At 41.2% G+C, this 22,629-nt stretch carries 19 protein-coding genes; 4 read left to right on the top strand and 15 right to left on the bottom strand.

Translation table 11 applies throughout. The features are described from left to right. The first annotated feature begins 91 nt into the window (after positions 1 to 91). The 3 genes from ppdK (at position 92) to ABT310_RS12180 (ending at position 5,613) form a co-directional block, all read left to right on the top strand. A complete protein-coding gene (ppdK, locus tag ABT310_RS12190) occupies positions 92 to 2,818 on the top strand; it encodes a pyruvate, phosphate dikinase (RefSeq protein ID WP_375324161.1) in 2,727 nt (908 codons plus the stop codon). Positions 2,819 to 2,940: 122 nt separating this feature from the next. Further along, on the top strand, positions 2,941 to 3,822 hold the full coding sequence (locus ABT310_RS12185; protein ID WP_375324160.1) for a cation diffusion facilitator family transporter: 882 nt from the start codon (positions 2,941 to 2,943) through the stop codon (positions 3,820 to 3,822). Between the two features lie 60 nt (positions 3,823 to 3,882). Continuing rightward, complete coding sequence (locus ABT310_RS12180) at positions 3,883 to 5,613, top strand: alpha/beta hydrolase-fold protein (protein WP_375324159.1); 1,731 nt, start codon at positions 3,883 to 3,885, stop codon at positions 5,611 to 5,613. Positions 5,614 to 5,616: 3 nt separating this feature from the next. Here the strand turns inward: ABT310_RS12180 and ABT310_RS12175 are convergent, their stop codons facing one another. From ABT310_RS12175 to ABT310_RS12135, 9 genes are all read right to left on the bottom strand, one after another. Further along, on the bottom strand, positions 5,617 to 7,365 hold the full coding sequence (locus ABT310_RS12175; RefSeq protein ID WP_375324158.1) for a hypothetical protein: 1,749 nt from the start codon (positions 7,363 to 7,365) through the stop codon (positions 5,617 to 5,619). Continuing rightward, the gene (locus tag ABT310_RS12170) at positions 7,358 to 9,571 is read right to left on the bottom strand and encodes a tryptophan-rich sensory protein (protein ID WP_375324157.1); all 2,214 of its coding nucleotides are present in this window, start codon (positions 9,569 to 9,571) and stop codon (positions 7,358 to 7,360) included. The genes ABT310_RS12175 and ABT310_RS12170 overlap by 8 nt, the downstream gene beginning before the upstream one ends. A 4-nt stretch (positions 9,572 to 9,575) precedes the next feature. Further along, positions 9,576 to 10,862 carry a BatA domain-containing protein gene (locus ABT310_RS12165; RefSeq protein ID WP_375324156.1) on the bottom strand — a complete coding sequence of 429 codons (1,287 nt, stop codon included), beginning with the start codon at positions 10,860 to 10,862 and terminating at the stop codon, positions 9,576 to 9,578. Then, positions 10,863 to 11,762 carry a DUF58 domain-containing protein gene (locus ABT310_RS12160; protein WP_375324155.1) on the bottom strand — a complete coding sequence of 300 codons (900 nt, stop codon included), beginning with the start codon at positions 11,760 to 11,762 and terminating at the stop codon, positions 10,863 to 10,865. A gap of 60 nt (positions 11,763 to 11,822) precedes the next feature. After that, positions 11,823 to 12,422 carry a hypothetical protein gene (locus ABT310_RS12155; protein WP_375324154.1) on the bottom strand — a complete coding sequence of 200 codons (600 nt, stop codon included), beginning with the start codon at positions 12,420 to 12,422 and terminating at the stop codon, positions 11,823 to 11,825. Positions 12,423 to 12,487: 65 nt separating this feature from the next. Continuing rightward, on the bottom strand, positions 12,488 to 13,495 hold the full coding sequence (locus tag ABT310_RS12150) for an AAA family ATPase (RefSeq protein ID WP_375324153.1): 1,008 nt from the start codon (positions 13,493 to 13,495) through the stop codon (positions 12,488 to 12,490). Between the two features lie 10 nt (positions 13,496 to 13,505). Beyond that, positions 13,506 to 14,126, bottom strand: a complete 621-nt coding sequence (locus ABT310_RS12145; protein WP_375326185.1) for a DUF4159 domain-containing protein — start codon at positions 14,124 to 14,126, stop codon at positions 13,506 to 13,508. A gap of 87 nt (positions 14,127 to 14,213) precedes the next feature. Next, entirely contained in the window at positions 14,214 to 15,530 is a 1,317-nt protein-coding gene (locus ABT310_RS12140; RefSeq protein ID WP_375324152.1) for a TldD/PmbA family protein, read from the bottom strand. A gap of 27 nt (positions 15,531 to 15,557) precedes the next feature. Then, positions 15,558 to 17,198, bottom strand: coding sequence for a TldD/PmbA family protein (locus ABT310_RS12135; protein WP_375324151.1), 1,641 nt, complete (start codon positions 17,196 to 17,198; stop codon positions 15,558 to 15,560). 361 nt (positions 17,199 to 17,559) lie between these two features. Here ABT310_RS12135 and cls point away from each other — a divergent pair, with 361 nt between their 5' ends. Further along, the gene (gene cls / locus ABT310_RS12130; protein WP_375324150.1) at positions 17,560 to 18,975 is read left to right on the top strand and encodes a cardiolipin synthase; all 1,416 of its coding nucleotides are present in this window, start codon (positions 17,560 to 17,562) and stop codon (positions 18,973 to 18,975) included. Here cls and ABT310_RS12125 read toward each other — a convergent pair. From ABT310_RS12125 to ABT310_RS12100, 6 genes are all read right to left on the bottom strand, one after another. Further along, entirely contained in the window at positions 18,972 to 19,415 is a 444-nt protein-coding gene (locus ABT310_RS12125; protein ID WP_375324149.1) for a hypothetical protein, read from the bottom strand. The genes cls and ABT310_RS12125 overlap by 4 nt on opposite strands. Before the next feature lie 51 nt (positions 19,416 to 19,466). Continuing rightward, positions 19,467 to 19,907: an Hsp20/alpha crystallin family protein gene (locus ABT310_RS12120; RefSeq protein WP_375324148.1), complete on the bottom strand. Its 441-nt coding sequence runs from the start codon at positions 19,905 to 19,907 to the stop codon at positions 19,467 to 19,469. 57 nt (positions 19,908 to 19,964) lie between these two features. Next, on the bottom strand, positions 19,965 to 20,375 hold the full coding sequence (locus tag ABT310_RS12115) for a hypothetical protein (protein WP_375324147.1): 411 nt from the start codon (positions 20,373 to 20,375) through the stop codon (positions 19,965 to 19,967). A gap of 84 nt (positions 20,376 to 20,459) precedes the next feature. Continuing rightward, the gene (locus tag ABT310_RS12110) at positions 20,460 to 20,888 is read right to left on the bottom strand and encodes a hypothetical protein (RefSeq protein ID WP_375324146.1); all 429 of its coding nucleotides are present in this window, start codon (positions 20,886 to 20,888) and stop codon (positions 20,460 to 20,462) included. 13 nt (positions 20,889 to 20,901) lie between these two features. Then, positions 20,902 to 21,753 carry a universal stress protein gene (locus ABT310_RS12105; protein WP_375324145.1) on the bottom strand — a complete coding sequence of 284 codons (852 nt, stop codon included), beginning with the start codon at positions 21,751 to 21,753 and terminating at the stop codon, positions 20,902 to 20,904. A 63-nt stretch (positions 21,754 to 21,816) separates the two neighbouring features. Continuing rightward, complete coding sequence (locus ABT310_RS12100) at positions 21,817 to 22,626, bottom strand: universal stress protein (RefSeq protein WP_375324144.1); 810 nt, start codon at positions 22,624 to 22,626, stop codon at positions 21,817 to 21,819. Between the last annotated feature and the right edge of the window lie 3 nt (positions 22,627 to 22,629).

Here is a 22,629-nt window from a genome sequence, read left to right as displayed (position 1 = left end):
CAACTGACTTTTATCATGTTTTGGACTGCAGATACCCATTAATTTTACATAGAAATTTTAGCACAAGTCAATTTCTTTAATCAATATAAAGATGGAAACACTCACAGAAAATCAATTAAGCGTGTATTCTTTCGGCAACAAAAAAGCCGATGGAAGTCGCGATATGAAAAATTTACTTGGTGGCAAGGGCGCCAACTTGGCCGAAATGAGCCGCATTGGTATTCCAGTTCCACCAGGATTTACCATAACTACAGAAGTATGTACCAAATACAATCTAGAAGGTAAGGATGTGGTCATCAAAAAAATTGAACCAGAAGTACGCGAAGCCATCAATCGCATCGAAAAAACAATGGGGGCAATTTTTGGGGATGACGAAAACCCGCTCCTAATCTCTGTGCGTTCCGGTGCTCGGGTATCCATGCCCGGCATGATGGACACCGTATTGAATTTGGGATTGAACGACGAGTCCGTAAAAGGTGTTATAAAAATGACAGGCAACGAACGTTTTGCCTGGGACTCCTACCGTCGTTTTATCCAAATGTACAGTAGTGTGGTCATGGGCCTTAAACCAGAATCCAAAGATGATTTGGACCCTTTTGAAGAAATCATAGATCACTTAAAGGACAAGCGTAGAATTGAGCACGATACCCAATTTACAGTACAAGATCTTCAAGATTTGGTATACGACTTTAAGGACATCGTTGAAAAAAGAACTGGTCAACCCTTCCCAACCAACCCTTGGGACCAACTTTGGGGAGCCATAATGGCTGTTTTTGACAGCTGGAACGGAGATCGCGCCATTTACTACCGAAAAATGCACGGCTACCCAGAAGATTGGGGAACCGCTGTAAACGTTCAGGCCATGGTATTTGGTAATATGGGAGAAGATTCCGGAACCGGGGTTTGTTTTACAAGAGATGCCGGTACCGGAGAAAACAAGTTCAACGGGGAATATTTGATCAATGCCCAAGGTGAAGATGTGGTAGCCGGTGTGCGTACCCCACAACAAATTACTTTATTGGGATCTCAACGTTGGGCAGAATTGGCTCAGATTTCAGAAGAAGACCGCAAAGAATTCTATCCCTCATTGGAAGAATTGATGCCAGATATTTATAAGGAGCTCTTTGAATACCAAAACAAATTGGAGACCCATTATCACGATATGCAAGATATGGAGTTCACCATTCAACAAGGAAAACTGTGGATCCTTCAGACCCGTAATGGTAAACGTACCGGTGCGGCCATGGTAAAAATTGCCATGGATCTGCTCAAAGAAGGATCAATAGATGAAAAAATGGCCCTAATGCGCATAGAGCCCAACAAACTGGATGAACTATTGCACCCCATCTTTGACCCCAAAGCTTTGAAAGAAGCCGATGTGATCGCGCAAGGTTTACCCGCATCACCCGGTGCCGCAACAGGTCAGATCGTGTTCTTTGCCGATGAGGCCGTGAAATTCAAAAACAGCATTTTGGTGCGTATTGAAACCTCTCCAGAAGATGTAGAAGGGATGAACGTGGCCAAAGGGATTGTAACCGCCAGAGGGGGTATGACATCCCACGCCGCCGTTGTTGCTCGTGGTATGGGCAAGTGCTGTGTTTCTGGCGCAGGTGCTTTAAAAATCAACTACAAGGAAAGAACCCTAAAAGTTGACGGACACGAATACCATGAAGGCGATTGGATTTCCATCAACGGTTCAACCGGTAATATTTTGGAAGGAAAAGTGGCTGCCAAAGAACCAGAATTAAGTGGAGAATTCGCTGAGTTGATGAATTTGGCCGACACCTATGCCCGATTGGATGTTCGCACCAACGCAGATACCCCTAAAGATGCTGAAATCGCAAGAAGTTTTGGTGCCAAAGGTATCGGACTTACCCGTACCGAGCATATGTTCTTCGAAGTAGATCGTATAAAAGCCATGCGGGAAATGATCTTGGCCGATACCGTTAAAGGTCGTAAACAAGCTTTAAAAGACCTATTGCCCATGCAACGTGGTGACTTCGAAGGCATCTTTAGGGCCATGGACGGACTTCCTGTAACCGTAAGATTATTGGATCCACCATTACACGAGTTTGTACCTCATCAATTGGCTACACAAAAAGAATTGGCAGATGACCTACATATTTCTTTGTCCTCCGTGAAAAACAAAGTGGCCGAATTGGAAGAATTCAACCCCATGTTGGGTCACCGTGGTTGCCGATTGGGAAATACCTACCCCGAAATCACCGAAATGCAGACACAAGCCATTTTAGAAGCCGCATTGAACTTGAAGAAGGAAGGTATCAATACCAAGCCCGAAATAATGGTGCCTTTGGTAGGAACCGTTGAAGAATTCAAACAACAAAAAGAAATCATCAATTCTACCGCCGAACAATTGTTCAAAAAACGTAAAGATTCGGTCGAGTATTCCGTAGGTACCATGATTGAAACACCAAGAGCTACTTTAGTTGCTGGTGAAATTGCCAAAATTGCGGATTTCTTCAGTTTCGGCACCAACGACCTAACCCAAATGACCTTCGGATATTCCAGGGATGATTCCGGTAAGTTTCTACCGATCTACATCGAAAAAGGTATCCTTAAAGCGGACCCATTCGAAATTTTGGATCAAGAAGGTGTTGGTCAATTGGTAAAATTGGGGACCGAAAGCGGACGAGCCACCAAACCTGGTCTTAAGGTAGGAATCTGCGGAGAGCATGGTGGCGAACCAAGTTCTGTTGAATTCTGCCACAAAATAGGCATGGACTATGTAAGCTGTTCCCCTTATAGAGTGCCTATTGCAAGAGTAGCCGCTGCCCAAGCTGTGGTAGCAGAAAGTTAATTGCACACGTAATTGTTTTGTTTTTTTCATTCCCCGGTAGTTGTTTCCATCAATTGCTGGGGATTTTTTTACCCTCGATTTAATCTCTAATCACGATCTTAGTACTCTCTAAGAGGCAAAGCATGAGCAACGAAAAAACAGCTATACGAACCACCTATTTCAGTCTTTTGGGCAACATAGCTTTAGCTTTGATAAAAGGATTGGCGGGATTTTTTGGCAACTCCTATGCGTTGATTGCCGATGCCATTGAATCTACAACGGATATTTTCTCTTCATTCTTAGTATTGCTCGGTTTCAAATATGCAGAAAAACCGCCCGACGACAACCATCCCTACGGACATGGGAAAATTGAGCCCTTGATCACTTTTATTGTGGTGGCGTTCTTGGTCACTTCGGCCACCATTATTGCTTACGAAAGTATCCAACACATTAGAACACCACATAAAGTTCCAGAGCCTTGGACCTTGTTCATTTTAGGCGGTATTATCCTTTGGAAAGAAATCTCCTTTCAAATTGTGATTAGAAAAAGTAAACAAACTCAAAGTTCCAGTCTCAAAGCTGATGCTTGGCACCACAGGAGTGATGCGATTACATCCGTCATGGCATTTATTGGAATTTCTATTGCCTTGTTTTTTGGTGAGGGATATGAAACTGCGGATGATTGGGCTGCCCTATTGGCTTCCGGTTTTATTCTTTACAATAGCTTTTTGATTTTTCGTCCAGCCTTAGGTGAAATTATGGACGAGCACCAATACGATGACCTTATTGACGAAATCAGAATAAAGGCTTTGGAAGTTGAAGGTGTTTTGGGTACCGAAAAATGTTTTATCCGTAAATCGGGAATGCAATTCCACGTAGATCTTCATGCCATTGTAGACGGAAATATTACCGTGGAAAAAGGACATTGGATTGCACATGAACTAAAGGATCATTTGCGGAAAGAAATCCCGAATTTGGGCCATGTCCTCATTCATATAGAACCCAACGAATACACTTATAATTAATAGGTTACACTTTGGTCAGTGGGGTTAAAAGAACTATCTTTCCAGCTAAATCCAACCACCATGACCAAACCCCTACTCCTTTTTCTAAGTTGTTCCTTTTTGTTGATGTCCTGTCAACCAAAAAATGAATCAACCTATAACATCAATGTTAGTTTTGATGAATCGGTTAGTACCGAAAACAAAGATGGCCGTTTACTGCTCATGCTTTCCACAGATGATGGCAAAGAGCCTCGTTTTCAAATCAATGATGGTTTAAATACCCAACTTATTTTTGGAATGAATGTGGATCATATGTCTCCTGGAACACCCATCACCTTTGATGAGACCATTTTTGGATATCCCTACCCAAGCCTTTCTGAAGTGCCACCGGGAGAATACAATGTACAAGCCCTATTGCATGTATACGAAACTTTCAATTTGAGTACAGGACATACGGTAAAACTGCCTATGGACAACGGGGAGGGACAGCAATGGAACAGATCACCGGGTAACTTGTACAGCAAGCCCTTTAAAATAACCGTGGGCGAAAATGGTGTGGAAAACATTTCGGTGGTCATGGACCATGAAATCCCGCCCATTGAAGAACCAGCGGACACTGAATGGATCAAGCACATAAAATTAAAATCGAAAAAGCTCTCTGAATTTTATGGTCGCGATATGTATTTGGGCGCCCATATTTTATTGCCCAAAGGTTTTGAGGAACATCCAGAGGCTAAATATCCCCTCATGGTTTTTCAAGGTCATTTTCCAAGTGATTTTGGTGGATTTAGAACCACGCCACCAGACCCGAATCTGGAACCGAATTATTCGGCTCGTTTTGATTTGGATGGTTACAATATCATTCAACAACAAGAAGCCTACGATTTTTACAAACGCTGGAACGAACCCGATTTTCCACGTTTTCTCATAATAGAAATTCAACACCCGACCCCCTATTACGATGATTCGTACGCGGTGAATTCAGCCAGTCAAGGACCTTGGGGAGATGCCATCACTTACGAACTCATTCCACACATTGAAAAAGAATTTCAGGGCATTGGCGAAGGTTGGTCGAGATTTCTTTACGGTGGTTCCACTGGTGGATGGGAGGCCTTGGCGGTTCAGGTGAAATATCCGGATGAATACAATGGCTGCTTTGCGGCCTGTCCTGACCCTATCGATTTTAGGGCCTACAGCCTTACCAATATTTATGAGGATGACAATGCCTATTATTACGATTCCGAGCATAAAAAATTGGAGGTTCCTGCGCACAGAAACTATTTGGGGCAAATTCAGTCCACATTGCGACAAGGCAACCATTTGGAATTGGTATTGGGCGACAAATCAAGATCAGGACAACAATGGGATATTTGGGAAGCTACGTATTCCCCTCAAGGAGACGATGGATACCCTGTTCGTCTTTGGGATAAAATGACCGGTGATATAGATCATAAAGTAGCCGAATATTGGAAAGAAAACTACGATTTACGCCATATTTTGGAGCGGGATTGGAACAAACTGGGCCCAAAACTCAAAGGCAAAATTCACATCTATTGTGGTGATATGGACAATTATTACCTGAATAATGCGGTGTATTTGATGGAGGATTTCCTAGAAAGCACCACTGAACCCTATTACGATGGCGAGGTTTTGTATGGCGACCGTGCAGAACATTGCTGGAACGGCGACCCAGAGCAGCCCAATGCCATCAGCAGGTTACGGTACAACTCCATGTACGTACCAAAAATCATGAAACGAATTGCCGAAAGTGCCCCCAAAGGAGCAGATTTAACCAGTTGGAGATATGAGTAGTGTTTAGAGCTTAGGCTCCAACCATCGCCATCCCAAACTCAACAAAAAGGGCACAAAAAACCAAAGGGGTGAGATTGGTTCCATTTTTTTGGACGTGGTGCTTACGATTGGATTGGAACTTTTATTTTGACCAAACTGACGCAAATTTTGCTCGTAAACAAGCTGTTTCGAAACAGAAGCTCGTTCATTTTCTCCAAAAACATAGTACGAAAATTGGCTGGTTGAGTCTGCTGGGATTTCAAGTTGATTCCACCCTTGTTTTCTAGGATACTGAGTTCCTTTCCAACGTGATGAAATGCTCACATCTTGAATCAACGGAATGTTACTATTGGTTTCCGAAACAACTTCTAAAGGGCTTGCACTCGTTTGTACCCAAAATTCAGCTGGTTCATCCACTCTGGGAATTTTGGTCTCCATTTTCCATGAAGAACTTTTTTCGATTGCAGGTACCAAAGCGTCCATGATTTCAGTCCAAATGGCAGCATAGGATTCTGGTTTTCCATCCAACACCAACTGATAGGTATTTTGCAAAATACTGGTTCCCATTTTACCCTTGCCCTGTGGTAAATAAGCCGCTATGGTTGTCGAATCCATTTTTATTGTTTGCAATGGAAATTCTTGCTGATACGCAAAGGGGTATTTCTGTAAACTTTGTGGTGGATTCCCAAGTGAAATATCCGTATCAAAATCCGCATCAAATCCAATGGGCATTTGATTTTTTGACAAAGTAAACAGCTTGTCGCTCGGTTGCACAAAAACACCCAAGCCATTTTCCGCCATACTCTCTGTTAAAGCCGTTAACGCAGTTCTACCCAAGTTCACATACGATTCCACGTCAAAAACAAGGAGGTCAAAAGCTTCCAAAGCTTGTTTCGATACTTGATAAATGGGTTGGGCATCTCGATTAAAATATTCGAATTTATATTTGTTTTTCGTTAGCTGGGAACGCACCAAAACCTGATGTCCTTTTTCGGCGAGATAATTTTTTAGGTACTTGCTTTCAAAGGTTGGAAATGTATTCAAAATTAAAATATGGAGCGGTTCCCTATCTTCAACCATAAAAGGAACCGGTTCTGAAGCAACTACTTCTCCCTCAGCATTTTTTACCTCCAATTGATAGACAAAATGTCCACTTGCTTTAGGTTGTGCAGTAAATTGAACCCATTGCTCCTGTCCGTCTTCAAATGGAATGGAATCCAAAGCATTGCCCCCATTATCTTTTAGAATGGCCCAATGTTCATTTTGTGGTTGTTGGTATAAGGCTTTAACATTAAGTTCCTCTCCCAATTCCAAATCTTCCGAATGGGAAATTTGTGTCCAACCCCTAAGTGCTTCGCCTCCCATAAATTGAACAGATTTACCTTCCAACTGCCATAAATCATACGCTGGAATCCCTTGTCCCAATAGAAAAAGAGAATCTACATCTTTAATTATGGATAAAGATTTCCCTGACTCATAGGTTTCCGTTTTTATGCGCTTGAATGCTTTTTTTAAGCTATCCAATTGTTCAGTCTTGTAACCTTGGGTAAGTACAATAGCGCTACCGCTTGTGGTGTCTTTGGGTATAGCGGGTTTCAATATCAGGAGGAACAAGGATACTAATCCGATAAAGGCTACACCAATTTTAATCCAAAATCGAGGTTGTCCCATTTGAGGCCATTCTTTCCAAACAAAAAAGCCCAACAATACCAAGCATCCGATCAGTACGGGCCAAAATAAACTGAGATTTAGCAACACAAACCCATCACTCATAATCACCCAATTCTTTTAAATACAACAAATTGATTTCATCCGATGAACTTGCCCCTTTTCCTGGATTTGATTCCACCTTAGGCAATACCGACAAGATGTTTTTTTGGACTTGCATATACATTTCAATGCTCCTATTGGACAATTTTTCCAAGTCACGAAGTCCTTGCAATACTTTTAAGTATTTTACAGGTTCGGTAACTGCTTTTTGGGCCAATTCATTGCCCGCTTCCAACACCAATGTATTATCACTATCGGTAAATTGGGATCTGCCTTCAATTAAAACTTCTAAACGAGCTACCATTTTTCTAGTAGCCGCAAAAGACATTTCATAATCAAAGGTCTCGTTCTTGTTCACATTTTTAATATTCTCGATATCCCCAGAGAGTCGTGTTTCTTCCTTAATGGGTGGCGGGTCAAAACCAATACGGTGCACATAAATTCGGGCACTGTTTTTTATGGTTTGAATGATTTCCAACGCTTGATATTGGTAGGGTAAAGACTTTTCCGGCTGATATAACCGTAAATACAGCTCGGCATCCCACATTATATTGAGGGCGTTCCGTAATTGGGCTTTTAAGGATTTTTCAAACAAAGTGGATTCCTCAGGATCGGAATGATTATGCAAATATTCATGCAAAGGATCCTCCTCTTCCTCGTCATCCTCATTGGGATGCTCAACTACCAGATTGTGCTCATTTTCACTATCGTGTTTATGGCTATACCCATCTAAAATATCCTTCTCCTCACCATCCTCATCGGTATGGGTATCTTCTTCAACAGCGGAAACTTGACCTGGGGCCGCCTGCAATTCAGTCTCATCGCCCATAAATTGACCATACTTTAAACGGAGAGACTTTTGGTCAAACCCTAGTTCGTTGCTTCGAAATTTAAAATCGTATTCCGAAATATCGGGACGCTCTTGAATCAATTTTTCGGTATCAATAATCAATTGCCGCTGACTCCTAAAATAATCGGGCATGAGATCTACACCCAAATTACCTTCCACAGCAAATTCATCGGTCACGGTATCCCGAATCACTGCAAAATAGGTTTCGCTTCGGGCAACATTCGGCGTTGGTGTTTTATTGTCTTGAGCCTCCACATAAAAATAGAGCTCATCTCCGGGGTCCATTTTCAATTGGGTTAAATCCAACAGTTTTCTTAGACGCTGCTGTTTTTTTCCTTTGGAAATAGCTTCGTCAAAACGCAATGTTTCTTCCCTAAACTTTACCGATTCGCCCGAACCTTTACTCACCGTGGCGACGATAAAGGCATCGTTTACCCCGTAATCATCAAAAATTTGGGTGTTCAACGGAATGGTTTTGTCATCACTGAATTCAAAATAACTGAACTGGGCCAAATCCGAGATTTCAATCATGGGTGGATTATCGGGAGTCACCTCCAACGAATATAAATCGGTGACATAGGCATTGCCTTCAAGGTCCTTGAACGTAAAACTGTAAAATCCTGAAGTCTGTAAGGGTTGACTCAATTGATACTGCATACCGTTTTTAGAAAGTGGAATCAATTCACCCATCCGGTCCATGGTCACTTCTTGCACCTCGCCATCAAAAGTTAAGTTCCATGTGATTTGAGAGCCTTCAACTGCCTTGATATTGGGATTGGAAGTATTCAAACTTGGAATTCCCGTATAACTCGGATAGGCAATAGTAATTTTAGTTTCTATCAATTCAGGAATTTCTACACCCTCTTGAATGCTGTCCAATGGCGCAAATTGAATCTGCTCTTTATTATTTCCCTTTTTTGACGAAAGGCTACTCACATCATCGAACACAAAACGCCCCAAAACGCCAATCAATAGCAAACCTAACATGACCAAAGCTGCTTTTTTCAAATGGTGTGGTGGCATCAATTTGGGCATCAAATCCTTTAATCGGCTTGCTACACGATGTCTTTGCAAAAGGGAAAGGTTCGACATTTGGTCAGTGGGCAAGGTCAATAATCCACTACTAAAACCTGCTTCTGGCACGTGGGCATCCACAAAGGCAATAACACTTTCCGTTTTTATTTTCCACGGTTTGTACAACACAAGGGCAATTCCAAAAGCAACAATAAAACCTCCAAAGCCAAAACCGATATTTTTGGTCAACAAATACACCAAACCACCAAAGCCCACGGCATAAAGTGCACATTCCACATATTGGAAGCGCTGCCATCGACTTTTAAAGTGTTGTAATTGTTCCATTGCCTTATTGTTTTTTTAGGTATGAAATGACACGTTCTGCCATCATCAATACTACTAAAATCAAAAACACCCAAAGGGTAATATCTTTTAAAGTGGCCAATTCCTTTCTTGTTTTGGGCTCTTGATAATTGGGTTTGAATTCCGCCACGTCCATTTGCCTTTCATCGGCCTGGACCAACAGCTGTTCCAATTCAGCATCCAAGTCCAAAACTTGGAGGAGTTGTTCAGCATAGTGTTGTTCCACCGTGTTTTTTGAGGTCAACCTTGAGGTTAGCACAAAATGGTCTTGTTGATTTCTTTCTTCAACGAGGTTTTGAGCTAACGGACTTTCATCAAAAACCAACCATGTTCCCTCCAAATCATTTGGTTTATCCTCTTTCAGCCAAATATTGAGGTTGGCATTGGCAACCGAGTCATCTACATCTGACTTTAATTCGATGTTGATTTCTCTTTCGACATATTTGGCCAGTGCCCGCAAAGCGGCTTGGGTATATTTTTGGTCTGCCTCAAAACCGTCTGCTACAAACAGATTTACCGAAATAGTGTCTTGAGTCTGTAAGGGAACTTTTATCGAACCAATTTCTTCATTGATTTGAAGACTATCGCCTTCGGTAGTTTTAGTGTAATTTTCCGAAAGCAATTCGGATTTTAAAAAGGTTTGTGTGCCATTGCCCGATTTGGCATACAATTTCATTCTTGAAGATTCTTCGATGGCCAACAAAGGTTCATCTTTTATTTCATCCGATTCCATCACCACCCAATGCACCTTTTTTTGCGTGGTGGGTCTTTTGGAACGTACACCTTGCAAATTGGCTTTGGTGAACACCACAATACTATCCGAAGTCAACGAATCCATTTTTTGCGCCAATTGCCAATAATTGGGCGGGGTTTGGTCTACTTCCGATTCCAAATCTATTTCCCAAGTTGAGAAACCTTCATCCAACAACAAGACAGGGGATGCTTCGGCCAAACTATCCAAAATAACACTTAACTCCTTTTCTTGAGAAAGCGATGGATCCACCAAATAGGTGACCACTTTTTTGTTTCCTTTGATGCGCCATTGCGGACCTGCCATGAGCAATACCACTAAAGCCACAATCGCCATTCGAAGCAACATCAACAACCATTCGTTCAATTGAATATTACTGGATTGCCTTGAATTGGACTCGTCCAACAACTGTATGCTTCCAATTTTTATGGTCTTGGCCTCCTTTTTACTCCACAAATGAATGGCCAAGGGAACCAAAAGTCCCAAAAGTGCCCACAAATATGTTGGATTCGCAAAAACCATTTAGTTGAGTCGTATTCTTTCTTTTAAAAATAATTGCAGGGCATCTCCCAAATGCGCATCCATTCGGAACAAATGAAAGTTGACACCTTTGGAATACAATTGTTCACGGGTCTGTTCTATTTTTTGTTCAAGGGCTTTTAAATAATGAGCTTTTGCCTTGTTCACATCCACTTTTAAACGTGCCCCTGTTTCCAAATCTTCAAAGGTTACGGAGCGTTTAAAATCCAACTCCATTTCATTTTTGGCCATAATTTGAAGTACGACTACCTCATTTTTGGCTGTTTTTAGGCTTTTTACAAAATCGGAGAGTTCGGATACATCTTCGTACATATCGGTGATGAAAAAAACCAATTCCTTTGCCCCTCTGGTGTGAATTCTTTTGGAGGAGATCGCCAATTCGGGCCATTTTCCTTTGGTGGAAATGTTGAGCAACTCCAACAGCAAGCGGTTGTAATGTTTTTGGTCTGCTTTGGGATAAATACTAACAAAATCGTCCTCGTTGAGGGCTAAAAGCCCTACGGAATCGCCTTGTTTTTGGGCCATATGCGACAAACAGGCTACCAAGACCCGAGCAAATTCCAATTTGGAAATGCCGTTTTCTTCGTGCTCCATGGAAGCACTGGCATCCACAATAAATTTAACGGTGACATGACTCTCTACTTCTGATTGTTTGATGTAGTAGCGCCCCGAACGGGCCAACATTTTCCAATCGAGCAACCGAAGATCATCGCCTGGCTCGTATCCTCTATATTGACTGAACTCCATACCAGGACCCACGCTTTTACTTCGGTGCAAACCCGAAATAAATCCTTCGACCACAATACGCGAAATCAAGGAAAGACCCGAAACTGTATTGATCACCTCAGGTTGTAACAAGTCATGGTAATCTCTTTCAGCCATTGTTAATTGTATATTGGACTTTTGTTTTTAAAGTAAATTTCTGTATTCTATATTTCATTTTTAACCAATCCAAATACATAAATTCTCATTTGGAATTTCCCTTTCAAAAAGTCTAGTAACCCATAAATTCGATGGTCTCACTTTTAACTCCTTTTGATTTTGGAATTCAATCAAATAAACTCCACCGACTTGGATATCAAGTGTCATTATTTTTTTTGCCCTTTGTCCAGATTCGTATGATTGAATTTTCCACTTTGTGAATTTCGGATTGACTACTTTTCCACTTTCTTTATTAACAAATTGAATTGAAAATTCTCCAACCGAAACATCCCAACCACCTAGTACTTTAATACTGTATATTCCAACTGACAATACAATTGCATTTCCTGAACTATAAATATTAATTGGGAATCTAGTCTCTGCATACCTTAAATCAGTTTTTATTATTTCAATTTCCTTTGGAACTTGACTTCTGTATAAAAATCCTCTCATCTTCCTGTCAGGTGCCAACTGGTCGTAACTACTTTTTATATATGGTCTATTACCATCAGTCGGTTCAAATTCAGTTTGTAAATATTCTATTTCCTCTTTGTCTAATTCACGCACTGTTCCGTCATTTTCCACATAAACGAATTCAAATTTTCCCTCTTCAGTTTTCAATGCGCTTAATTCAAATGTTCTACAAATAAATTTATCGTTATCAATACTTTTAATTTGAAAAACCCTTATTTCCCATCCTTCACCTGAATGGTCTGTAAGATATGACGGGTCACTTCATCCGAAGTAATGCCCTCTGCCTCTGCCCTAAAGTTCACCAAAACACGGTGTCGCAAAACGGGGATGGCCACGGCTTTTAAATCCTCAGGGGTTACGGCCAACCTACCTTCCAACAAGGCATTCGCTTTTGCTGTTAGAATCATGGCCTGTCCAGCACGGGGACCTGCACCCCAATCTGCCCATTTTTTTACGTAGTCCACGGTTGTGGTATCGGGTCGGGTGGCACGGATAATATCACTTACATATTGAATGAGTCCATCGCTAATGGAAACTTCACGCACCAATTGCTGCAAGCGCACAATATCTTCTCCTGAAAGTACTTTATTCAGGGTGGCTTTTTTGGTTCCCGTGGTGGCTTTTAAAATTTTGATTTCCTCTTCATCGGTTGGGTATCCAATTTTGATGTAGAGCAAGAAACGGTCTTGCTGTGCTTCGGGCAACACAAAGGTTCCAGATTGCTCAATGGGGTTTTGGGTGGCCAAAATAAAGAAAGGCTTATCCAAAGGATAGGTTTTATCGCCATAGGTCACCTCAAATTCCTGCATAGCCTCCAACAAGGCTGCCTGTGTTTTTGGTGGCGTACGGTTGATCTCATCCGCCAATATAATATTGGAGAAAATAGGCCCCTTGTTGAACTTGAAGAATTTCTTGCCCGTGGTGTGGTCCTCTTCCAAGATTTCAGTTCCGATAATATCCGAGGGCATTAGATCGGGCGTAAACTGAATCCTTTTGAATTTGAGTTCGATGGCATTGGCCAAGGTTCGAATCATCAAAGTTTTGGCAAGTCCTGGAACTCCCTCGAGCAGGGCATGTCCACCTGCCAAAAAGGTAATAAGAAGTTGGGAAACGGTTTCTTCCTGACCTATGATCACTTTGCCAATTTCTTGTTTGAGTGCTTTCAGTTTTTCTGAAAGTCCCTCTACTTCATTTGCTATTTTTTGTAGTTCTTTATCCAAGTTAGTTCTGTTATGAGGTTAGCGCATAGAGGACAATATTCACCGCAAAACGGGTATTGTCTATTTTATACCATCGTTTGTTTCTAAAGTCGTAATCCCATTCGCAGCCGTAGTCCTTATTGCTGTAGAGTACGCCTATTCTTCCATTGATCACAATGGCCTTGAGGTAGTCGTGCACCAAATCGTCGCCCCAGCCGTTGAGTTCTTGGGATGTGGTGGGCGGACCGTCTTCAAATTCAAAGAAAATGGTATAGATTTCATGGTCGTTGGGGATTTTTTTGAGCTCTCCTGCACCAAAAATTTCTTCCATTTGGCGTTCAAAGGATTTGGCGAACAATCCATCAATATCGTGGTTGCAATCGTCTGCAAATACAAAACCGCCATTGCGCACGTATTTTTCAAAATTCTCCCGTTCCTTTTTGGTGAACTGCACCAATTTATGGCCCGAGATATAGCAAAACGGGCTTTTAAAAATATCGTCGCTGCCCAAGGTGATGATCTTCTCTTGGGTATCCACTTTAAGTGTGGTATACTCGACCAAGGAATTCAGCAAATTGGAGGGCATACGTTGGTCTACGTCCCAGTCACCTGATTCGTATTGCAAGCGGGTAAAAAAGAATTCGTTATCCAAAGCCATGGAGGAAGTAGGCTAAATAATTTCAAAATAAAAACTGGCGGTCAAGAAAGCTTGACCACCAGTTTGTTTTATTTCAGTCCGTTACACCGCATCGGAGAGACTCGTAAAGGTAAAGTCACGAACCTTCATATAGGGTATAAGATTTCCGTTTACACGAACTTGCTTGCCCAAGGATTCCAAATTATTCAACATGATAATTGGACTCTCGTTGAACCTAAAGTTCTTCACCGGAAACTTGATTTTTCCGTTTTCGATATAGAACGTTCCGTCTCGGGTCAAACCTGTATAGAGCAAGGTTTGTGGATCTACACTTCGGATATACCAAAAGCGGGTTACCAAAATTCCTTTTTTGGTGCCTTTGATCATATCTTCCAGGCTTTCATCACCACCTTCCATAATTGCATTGCTGGCAAAAGGAACAGGGTCTACCCCTTTTTGTTCTGCCCAATAACGGTCGTAAGCCAAGTTTTTCACCACGCCGTTTTCAATCCAGCTAGTTTTCTTGAGGGGTTGTCCTGCACCGTTCCATGTGGAAGTCGGCACATCGGGATGCAATGGATCAGACCAAATGTTCACGCGTTCGTCAACAATTTTCTGCCCCAATTTGTTTCCACCATCCTTTGCCGACATAAAGCTACGGCCTTCATCGGCCGATCTCGCATTAAAAGAACCGAACAGGCGTCCCAACAGGCCAATGGAGGCCGCTGGTTCCAAAATCACTGTATATTTTCCAGGCTCAATAGCACGGGCTTCCCTGGACATTACAGCCTTGTCGATAGCCGTGTTAGCTGCTTCTGCTGGATCAAATTTGGAGATATCGTTAAAATCGCGGGTGACCCACCCAGAACCGGTACCATCGTTGGTACGCATGGTTACGGTAAAGTCCACATCGGTAGATTTATTATAAGCGAACAGTCCGTTGGAATTGATCATGGCAGAAAATCCTGCCGAATCATCCAAAAATCCTGCTGCGGTCACGTCTTTTTCTGATGCTGGAACAATACTCTTGCTGGCAACTTCTGTTCTAAACTCAGGGGTTACATTTGCCGTTGCTTCACTAAAAGTGATGGCCTCATCGTATTGTTGTGGGCCCAAAGGCGGCATATATTCTGGATTCTCTGGAGATAGTTGTGCCAATTCTTCCGATCGGCGCACTACTTTTTCCAAGGAGGCATCGTCAAACTCGTCGATAGTAGCCGTACCTACTTTTTTACCAAAGCTGGATTGTACCACCAAACTTTGACTTGATCTATAACCTGCTGTGGACACGGTATTTCGTGCATATCTGATGTTGCCACTATTACTTCCACCAAGGTTTATTTCGCAGGCATCGGCCTTGGAAAAGCTCAGTGCTTTTTCCAAAATCTTTTTTGCTTCTTCTTCTGTATAAATAGCCATTGTCTAATTTTTAATATTGAACAAACCTTAAATGGTCCTACCTGTATTGATTACATTGATTCCGTTAAACCTTGTTGTGGAACTTCCATGGGAAACGGCGCTCACCTGTGAGGGTTGCCCTTTTCCATCGAAGAAAGAACCAAACAATCTGTAATCGTCCTTGTCACAAATCTTGGCACAAGAATTCCAGAATTCCTGCGTGTTGGATTGGTACGCTACGTCTTCCAGCATGCCAACGATTTCACCATCTTTGATTTCATAAAACAATGTGCCTCCAAATTGGAAGTTGTATCGCTGTTGGTCGATGGAATAGGAACCTCTACCTAAAATGTAGATTCCTTTTTCCACGTCCTTGATCATATCTTGCAATGAATATTTTTCCGTGCCCGGCTCCAAAGAAACATTGGGCATACGCTGAAACTGAACATCTTCCCAACTTTGTGCATAGCAGCAGCCATGGGATTCGTTCTGATCGATCATATGAACTTGATCACGGATTGCTTGATAGTTCACCAATACTCCGTTTCTGATCAAATCCCATTTTTTGGTTTTTACTCCTTCATCATCAAAGCCTACTGCGCCCAAAGAACCTACTTGAGTCTTGTCGGCCACAATGTTTACGATATCGCTACCGTAGTTGAAGTTCTTGGATTCCCATTTGTCCAAGGTTGCAAAACTTGTACCTGCGTAGTTGGCTTCGTAACCCAATACCCTATCCAATTCCGTTGGGTGACCCACAGATTCGTGAATGGTCAATCCAAGGTGGTTTGGCTCGAGCACCAAATCATATTTGCCCGGCTCCACCGATTTTGCCGTAAGTTTTTGCTTGGCTTGTTTGGCAGCCATGGCAGCATCTTCTACAATGTCGTAGCTCTTATTATAAAGTTTAATACCTTCTGGACCCTGTAATTTTTCAGACTCTAGCCCGTCCATATATTCGTAGCCCATTCCCATTGGTGCACTTAACGCTTGTCGGGTTCTAAATTTACCCGCTGCCCTATCTACAGCCGTCACGTTGAATGTTGGCCAGATTCTATGCACATCTTGATCAATATAAGAACCCTCAGTGGATGCAAAATACTTTTGCTCGTTCACCATAAATAGGGATGAATTCACAAAGTTGGCTCCATTTTCAACGGCAGCAGCATTTGCACTCAACAAAAGATCTACCTTTTCAGAGATTGGAACTTCTTTAAAATCTTTTTTGATGGGAGTTTTCCAAGCTACTTCGCCATAGGATTCAACAGGCGCCAATTGTACAGGTTCCTTTTGAATTTTGGAATTGGCCTTTGCAATGGCAACGGCCTGCTGTGTAGCTTTTTTGATTCCGTCTTCGGTAACATCGTTGGTGGAAGAGAATCCCCAAGTACCATTGGCGATCACTCGAATACCTATTCCGAAAGATTCTGTGTTCACCACATTCTGAACCTTTTCTTCTCTGGTAAATACATACTGGTTCAAATATCTACCTATCCTAGCATCGGCGTAGGTAGCTCCCATTGATTTGGCCGTGTTCAAAGCCACGTCGGCCATTTTCTTTTTTAGTACGGTATCCATGCCTGGCTCCAGTAACGCTTCTGTGGGAATTTCGTTCCCGATCAGAAGTGAAGGCATTAACATTGCCCCTGCACCCATACCTGCGTACTGTACAAAACTTCGTCTTTTCATTATTGAGTTTTTTGAGTTAGAACAGCTTGAAGTTTGTTCAAGTTCCCTAAAAATAAGTAGAGCCCTTTTAGCATTATGTTAATTTTAACCTAAAATCCGAAAAGTGAAAATTCAAATTAAGGATACCGCTTTAAAGCGACCTCATTTTAGATTTATGTTAGCTTTTGAGCTATTTTGTTGAAAAAATCACAAACTGTTATTCTTTTTGTATCCATTTTCAACTATTTGTTACAGATTTCTTGATTTTTTTTGAGAACATTTGAAATGAGAACAAGATGGTTGGAATTCAATTTTCATTCTTCAAAACCTAAGCAATAAGATGTTTACAGGTAGCTTATCTTTGTTATAAAACCAACCTCTAATGGACCAAATGCTTATTCCCATCCTCATCGTCCTCTACATATTGGTAGCGACAATCATGGTGATCAGCTTATTGCTGAACGGAGTAAGACCCAGCAAAACCTTGGCTTGGCTTTTGGCCATTTTTACCATTCCCGTAGGTGGTGTTTTACTCTATATATTATTCGGGCGAAACAGACGAAAGAACAAAATGTTCTCCCTTAAAAATGAATTTAGCATACGGGACGACCTTTCGTACCAGCAATGCACTCCACCAGTTACTGGCAATAAGGAAAAAATCACCAAACTGATTCATAAGGCTGCCAAATGTCCTGTTTCCTGTAAAAACGAGGTTGAATTATTAAAAGATGGCCGAAAAACGTTTGAAAGCATATTTGAAGCCCTGGAAGAAGCCCAAGAACACATCCATTTGCAATATTACATTTTTGAGGATGGGGTACTGGCCGAAAAACTCTTGGAAATCTTTGAGCGTAAAATTGCCCAAAATGTTACTGTTCGATTGTTGTATGATGGAATTGGGAGTTATTCGTTAAGCAAAAAATATTTGAAACGACTGCATGCCATTGGCGTGCAAACTGCCCAATTTTTACCTTTTAGGTTTGGACGTTTTTTAAGCGCCCTAAACTACAGGAACCACCGAAAAATTATTGTGATCGATAATAAGGTTGGGTTTACAGGAGGCATCAACATTTCGGATAAATATTTAAAAGGTGACCCCTCGTTGGGCAGATGGCACGATACCCATTTAAAAGTTGAGGGCGAAGCGGTCGATTTTTTAAATCGAACTTTTGTCATTGATTGGTTTTTGGTCAGTGGCGAACAAGTGGATATTTCCAGCTTTCAAATACACCCCAAATTGGATGGAGAACATTATTTGCAAATTGTGGCCAGTGGTCCCGATGATGATTTTGATGTCATGGAACAGGTCTACTTTTCCATCATCAACAGTGCCGAAAAGTACCTTTATATTGTAAATCCATACATCATTCCCAACCATGCCATTTTACAAGGTCTGTCCACAGCTGCTTTGAGTGGGGTCGATGTCAGGTTGCTAATGTCGGACACCACAGATATAAAATTGGTGGATTGGTGTGTTCGTGCCTATTTTGATACCTACCTTAAATCGGGCATTAAAATCTATTTATACCCCGATGGATTTCTGCATAGCAAAGTAATGCTGTGCGATGATGAAATCGCCAGTATTGGAACGGCCAACCTTGACAACCGGAGTCTACAGCAGAATTATGAGGCACAAGCCTTTGTTTACGATACCGATCTTTGCGCACAAATGAAAACCGATTTCTTAAAAGATTGTGACAAATCCATTGCACTGTTGGACTATAAAGCGCATCGAGAAAGACCCATGATCAAAAAAATCTTGGAGGGCTTTGCCAAATTGCTGAGTCCCCTACTCTAATTGAGCAACCTTTTTTGTTTTTTATGTTTCATCACTTGGGAAACAATCTCGAACATCTGGGTCTTGTAGTCTTTATATTGTACAAAATAATCATCCAGTAACATCGCCAAATCGTTGTGTGACTCCAAATACGAACTTTCCAGTTTATCCGTAATTTTTTCCTCGATTAAGGTTGAAAGTTGGTTTTCATGCACCTGAACGGAATCCATCAATTCTTGCAGATGATTTTCAAGTCGGTTTAAGCCTTCCACAACGGGTTGCACCGTGTTGAACATTTCAGAATCAATAATATCCAAGGTATAATCCTTTATCATGTGATTCAAAAAACGTTGTTCATCTTGGGCGAATTGGAGTTCGGACATCCATTTTTTGGATTCTTCGTGAAGTTCTTCTACGCTGAACCACTCCCTAAAAGTTCTTTTTTTGGGTTTTGTTTTCATGACATTAAAAATTTGAGCGGCAGATGCCATTCCATCTGCCGCTACTGTTGTTTAGGATACCTCGATCACCTTTTTATTGTCTTTTGGGTTCCCCTCCATTTTAGGTACATTTAGGGTAAGAATACCTTTTTTGTATACGGCTGCAACTTCTTTGGAAGTGTCCGCATTGTTCGGTAATTTTAAATTACGGGTAAAGGAATTGTAGTTGAATTCCCTTCTTGTAAAGTTTTCTTCCTCTTCGGTTTCCTCATGGCTTTTCTCTGCAGTTACCTCCAAGACATCATCTTTAATAGTGATCTTAAAGTCTTTTTTGTCAAAACCAGGAGCCGCAAATTCAATTTCAAAATCTTTGTCGTGCTCCTTAATGTTCATTGATGGATGAAATTTTTCCAAATTGAAAAACTCATCATCAACAAATGCGTCGCGATTGAAAAAATCAATCAAATTGTCGTTCCATGGAAATCTTTTCCTGTCCATTTTTACCAGTGACATAGCTACTTGTTTTATAGATTAATTGGATTGCAATCCAACATGCAGTACAAAACTGCACTACACATTGGCTAAAGGCTTCTTTTTTTTAAGTACCAGTCCGGCATAATTGTATATGCCTGTTTTAAGTAGTTGGTAGGTTTCAATAAATTGAAGTATATCAGTCTTGAGTGCTGCATACTTTTTACTGTAATGGTGATCATGTTTGTCCGATGCACATTCAAGCACTCCGCCCAAACATTTTTCATTTTCCATAATCCGATGCACCAAAGTGTCCTTGGATTTCTCACAATTCTTAAACTCAAAGTTGAACTGTTCCCAACGTTTATATTGGGTTGGGGTTCTAGGTTCGAAAAGATAGGAATGAAGCATTCTTTCGATAAACCTCATTTCATCTGAAACAAATAACAAGTATGATCTCCATCCCTGCAGATTTTCGTGCAATTTTTCTATGTTGCCTTGTTTTATCATGACCATGCGTTATTGATACAATCTAGTTTGTATGACATGCTTGGTCTGGTCGGTTATTCAAATGGGCAAATAATCTTGGGAAATCTATACTTTTTCTGGATATCTGTCGTCGACCCCAAAGGATTGTTTTACCAGTGCTTTAAATTGGTTCTGCGTCATACTGTCCGCTTTTTGAACAGTTAATACCCTACTTCCTATTTCGGGGTAGTTCTCCTCTAATTCGACCATCAATTTTTCGGGAGCCTCGGCCGGGCCAAAAATGTTGATCTGGTCCGCATCTTTTAATGCCTTGGCTATTTTTTCGAAGTATTTTCTAAATTGATGCTTCTCTCTTTCTAAATATTTACTGTCCTGCACCACATCTTGGGGGCCCCATCTGGTTTTGGAACGGGATCCTCCTTTTGGGTTAAAAAATTCAATTTCTGAAAGTATATGGAAAAAACTTTCCTTACCCTTCTCTAAAAGTACGCCATTGGCCTCCAATTTATCGAGCCATATACCAACCTGTTTCATCACTTCATTTTTATCAATTATCATTTAATTCCAAAATGGGCACCTGTGGATCGTACCCAATTTCCTTCACCAAGGGGTTCGATAAAATACTTCCGAAAAACAGGTGTTTTCTATTGATGAAAACCACCATATCTCCTCCGTTATCGATTAAAAAGTTTTCTATCCCTTTGGCCACATCGCTAGCAGGCGTAAAATGGAATTCATAATCCACACCCTGCAAAATATCTTGTAATAATTGTTTATTGCCCTCTTGTTTTGTTTTGAGTATTGGCCGGTCCCCTTTGGTTACATAAAGTATATTGATCTTTGCCTCATATAAATGGGCAATCTCTTTCAGATGGTTTATTTCATTTTCCTTGAAGGCTGTTTTAAAATCGGTTGGAAAAACAATCTCCTTGGGCGGCTCGAACTTATAATAGTTTGGCACTGCAATTACCGGACAATCTTTTATGTGTTCCATTATATGAACGGTATGGGTGCCAAAAATCCGAGCTTTGGATTCGGCAACTCCTTTAGTGCCCATCACAATAAGGTCGATATCTTTCTGGTCGATCAGATTCCTGACCGCTTCGGTCAAGCTATTAAAGGTAATGATGGTATGAAACCTGTGCTTATCGTTTTGTGGATGAAGCTTGATCATTCCCATCAACTTGTCCATTCCTTGTTCTGCCTTCAATTTGGCAGCTTCAAAATAAGGTTCACCTGCTTCAGGGACCCTCATACTTTCCAAAGTATAACCAGATGCCTGAAAAACGTGCAGGATATAAAAATCACAACGCACATGTTGAAAAAGATCCATGGCGTACCTAATGGCATTCAGCGCATTTTCTGAATAATCCGACGGTAGTAAAACTCTCTTATCCATGACATTGGCCTTTTCATGGAATGTACCACAAGTTACGAATTTAAACCATGATTTTTGTCAGGTTTACCCCTTTGGTAGGATTAAAAAAGGAACCTTTAATTTGGTGTTCAGTTCTTTGACCATTCCATTGCCGATAAATTCCAAAAAGAAATGATGGGGATAGTACACCATGCTTAAAATGCCAATATTCCAAAGCTGTACAAATTCCAAAATGGTCTTTACCTTATCCTGTAAAACGGGCAAAACCACTTCTTTGGACCTGTTTTTGGAAATTCCATCAAAAAAAATCGTCTTGTTTTTCTGTTTTCCCGGTGCTTCTTTTCCCTCTTCTATGCTCATGGGCACAACCGTAGCATTCATTTTTTTAGAAAAATATTGAAGCGTTTCAATATTAGGGTTTGAAATGGGATGCACGTAACTTGAGGCGAAGGCTATTTTGTCCACCGGTTTAAAATCAATTTCATGTGGTACAATCAAAATTGGGCATTGGTCTACCTCACGAACCAATTGCATGGCATTATTACCGAACAAAATGTTGGTCATGTCCTCTTTTCCCTTATTCCCAATCACCATTAAATCCACTTGATGGTCTTTGGCATAAGTGGCAACACCCTTACGCATATTGGAACACAATGATGTTTTTACTATGGTGTGCTTGCTATTGGCTCCCACATCCAAAATCAAACGGTGCGCCAAGGCCTCTAGTTGGTTATTGGAAGTTTCCTTGAGCTCTTCCGTTTTTGAATCGTGATGGGTATCGCAAACATGGATCAAATGGATCAGGCATTTTTCATCTTTCAACAATTTGGCCACATAGAACAAGGCATTGTACGAATTGTTTGAAAAATCGGTAGGTACTAAAACTTGTAACATGGC

The sequence above is a fragment of the Flagellimonas cixiensis genome (assembly GCF_042134615.1).
Lineage (GTDB): Bacteria > Bacteroidota > Bacteroidia > Flavobacteriales > Flavobacteriaceae > Flagellimonas > Flagellimonas cixiensis.
Note: the sequence above shows the minus strand (reverse complement) of the source record. Positions and strands in the feature narration are given on the sequence as shown.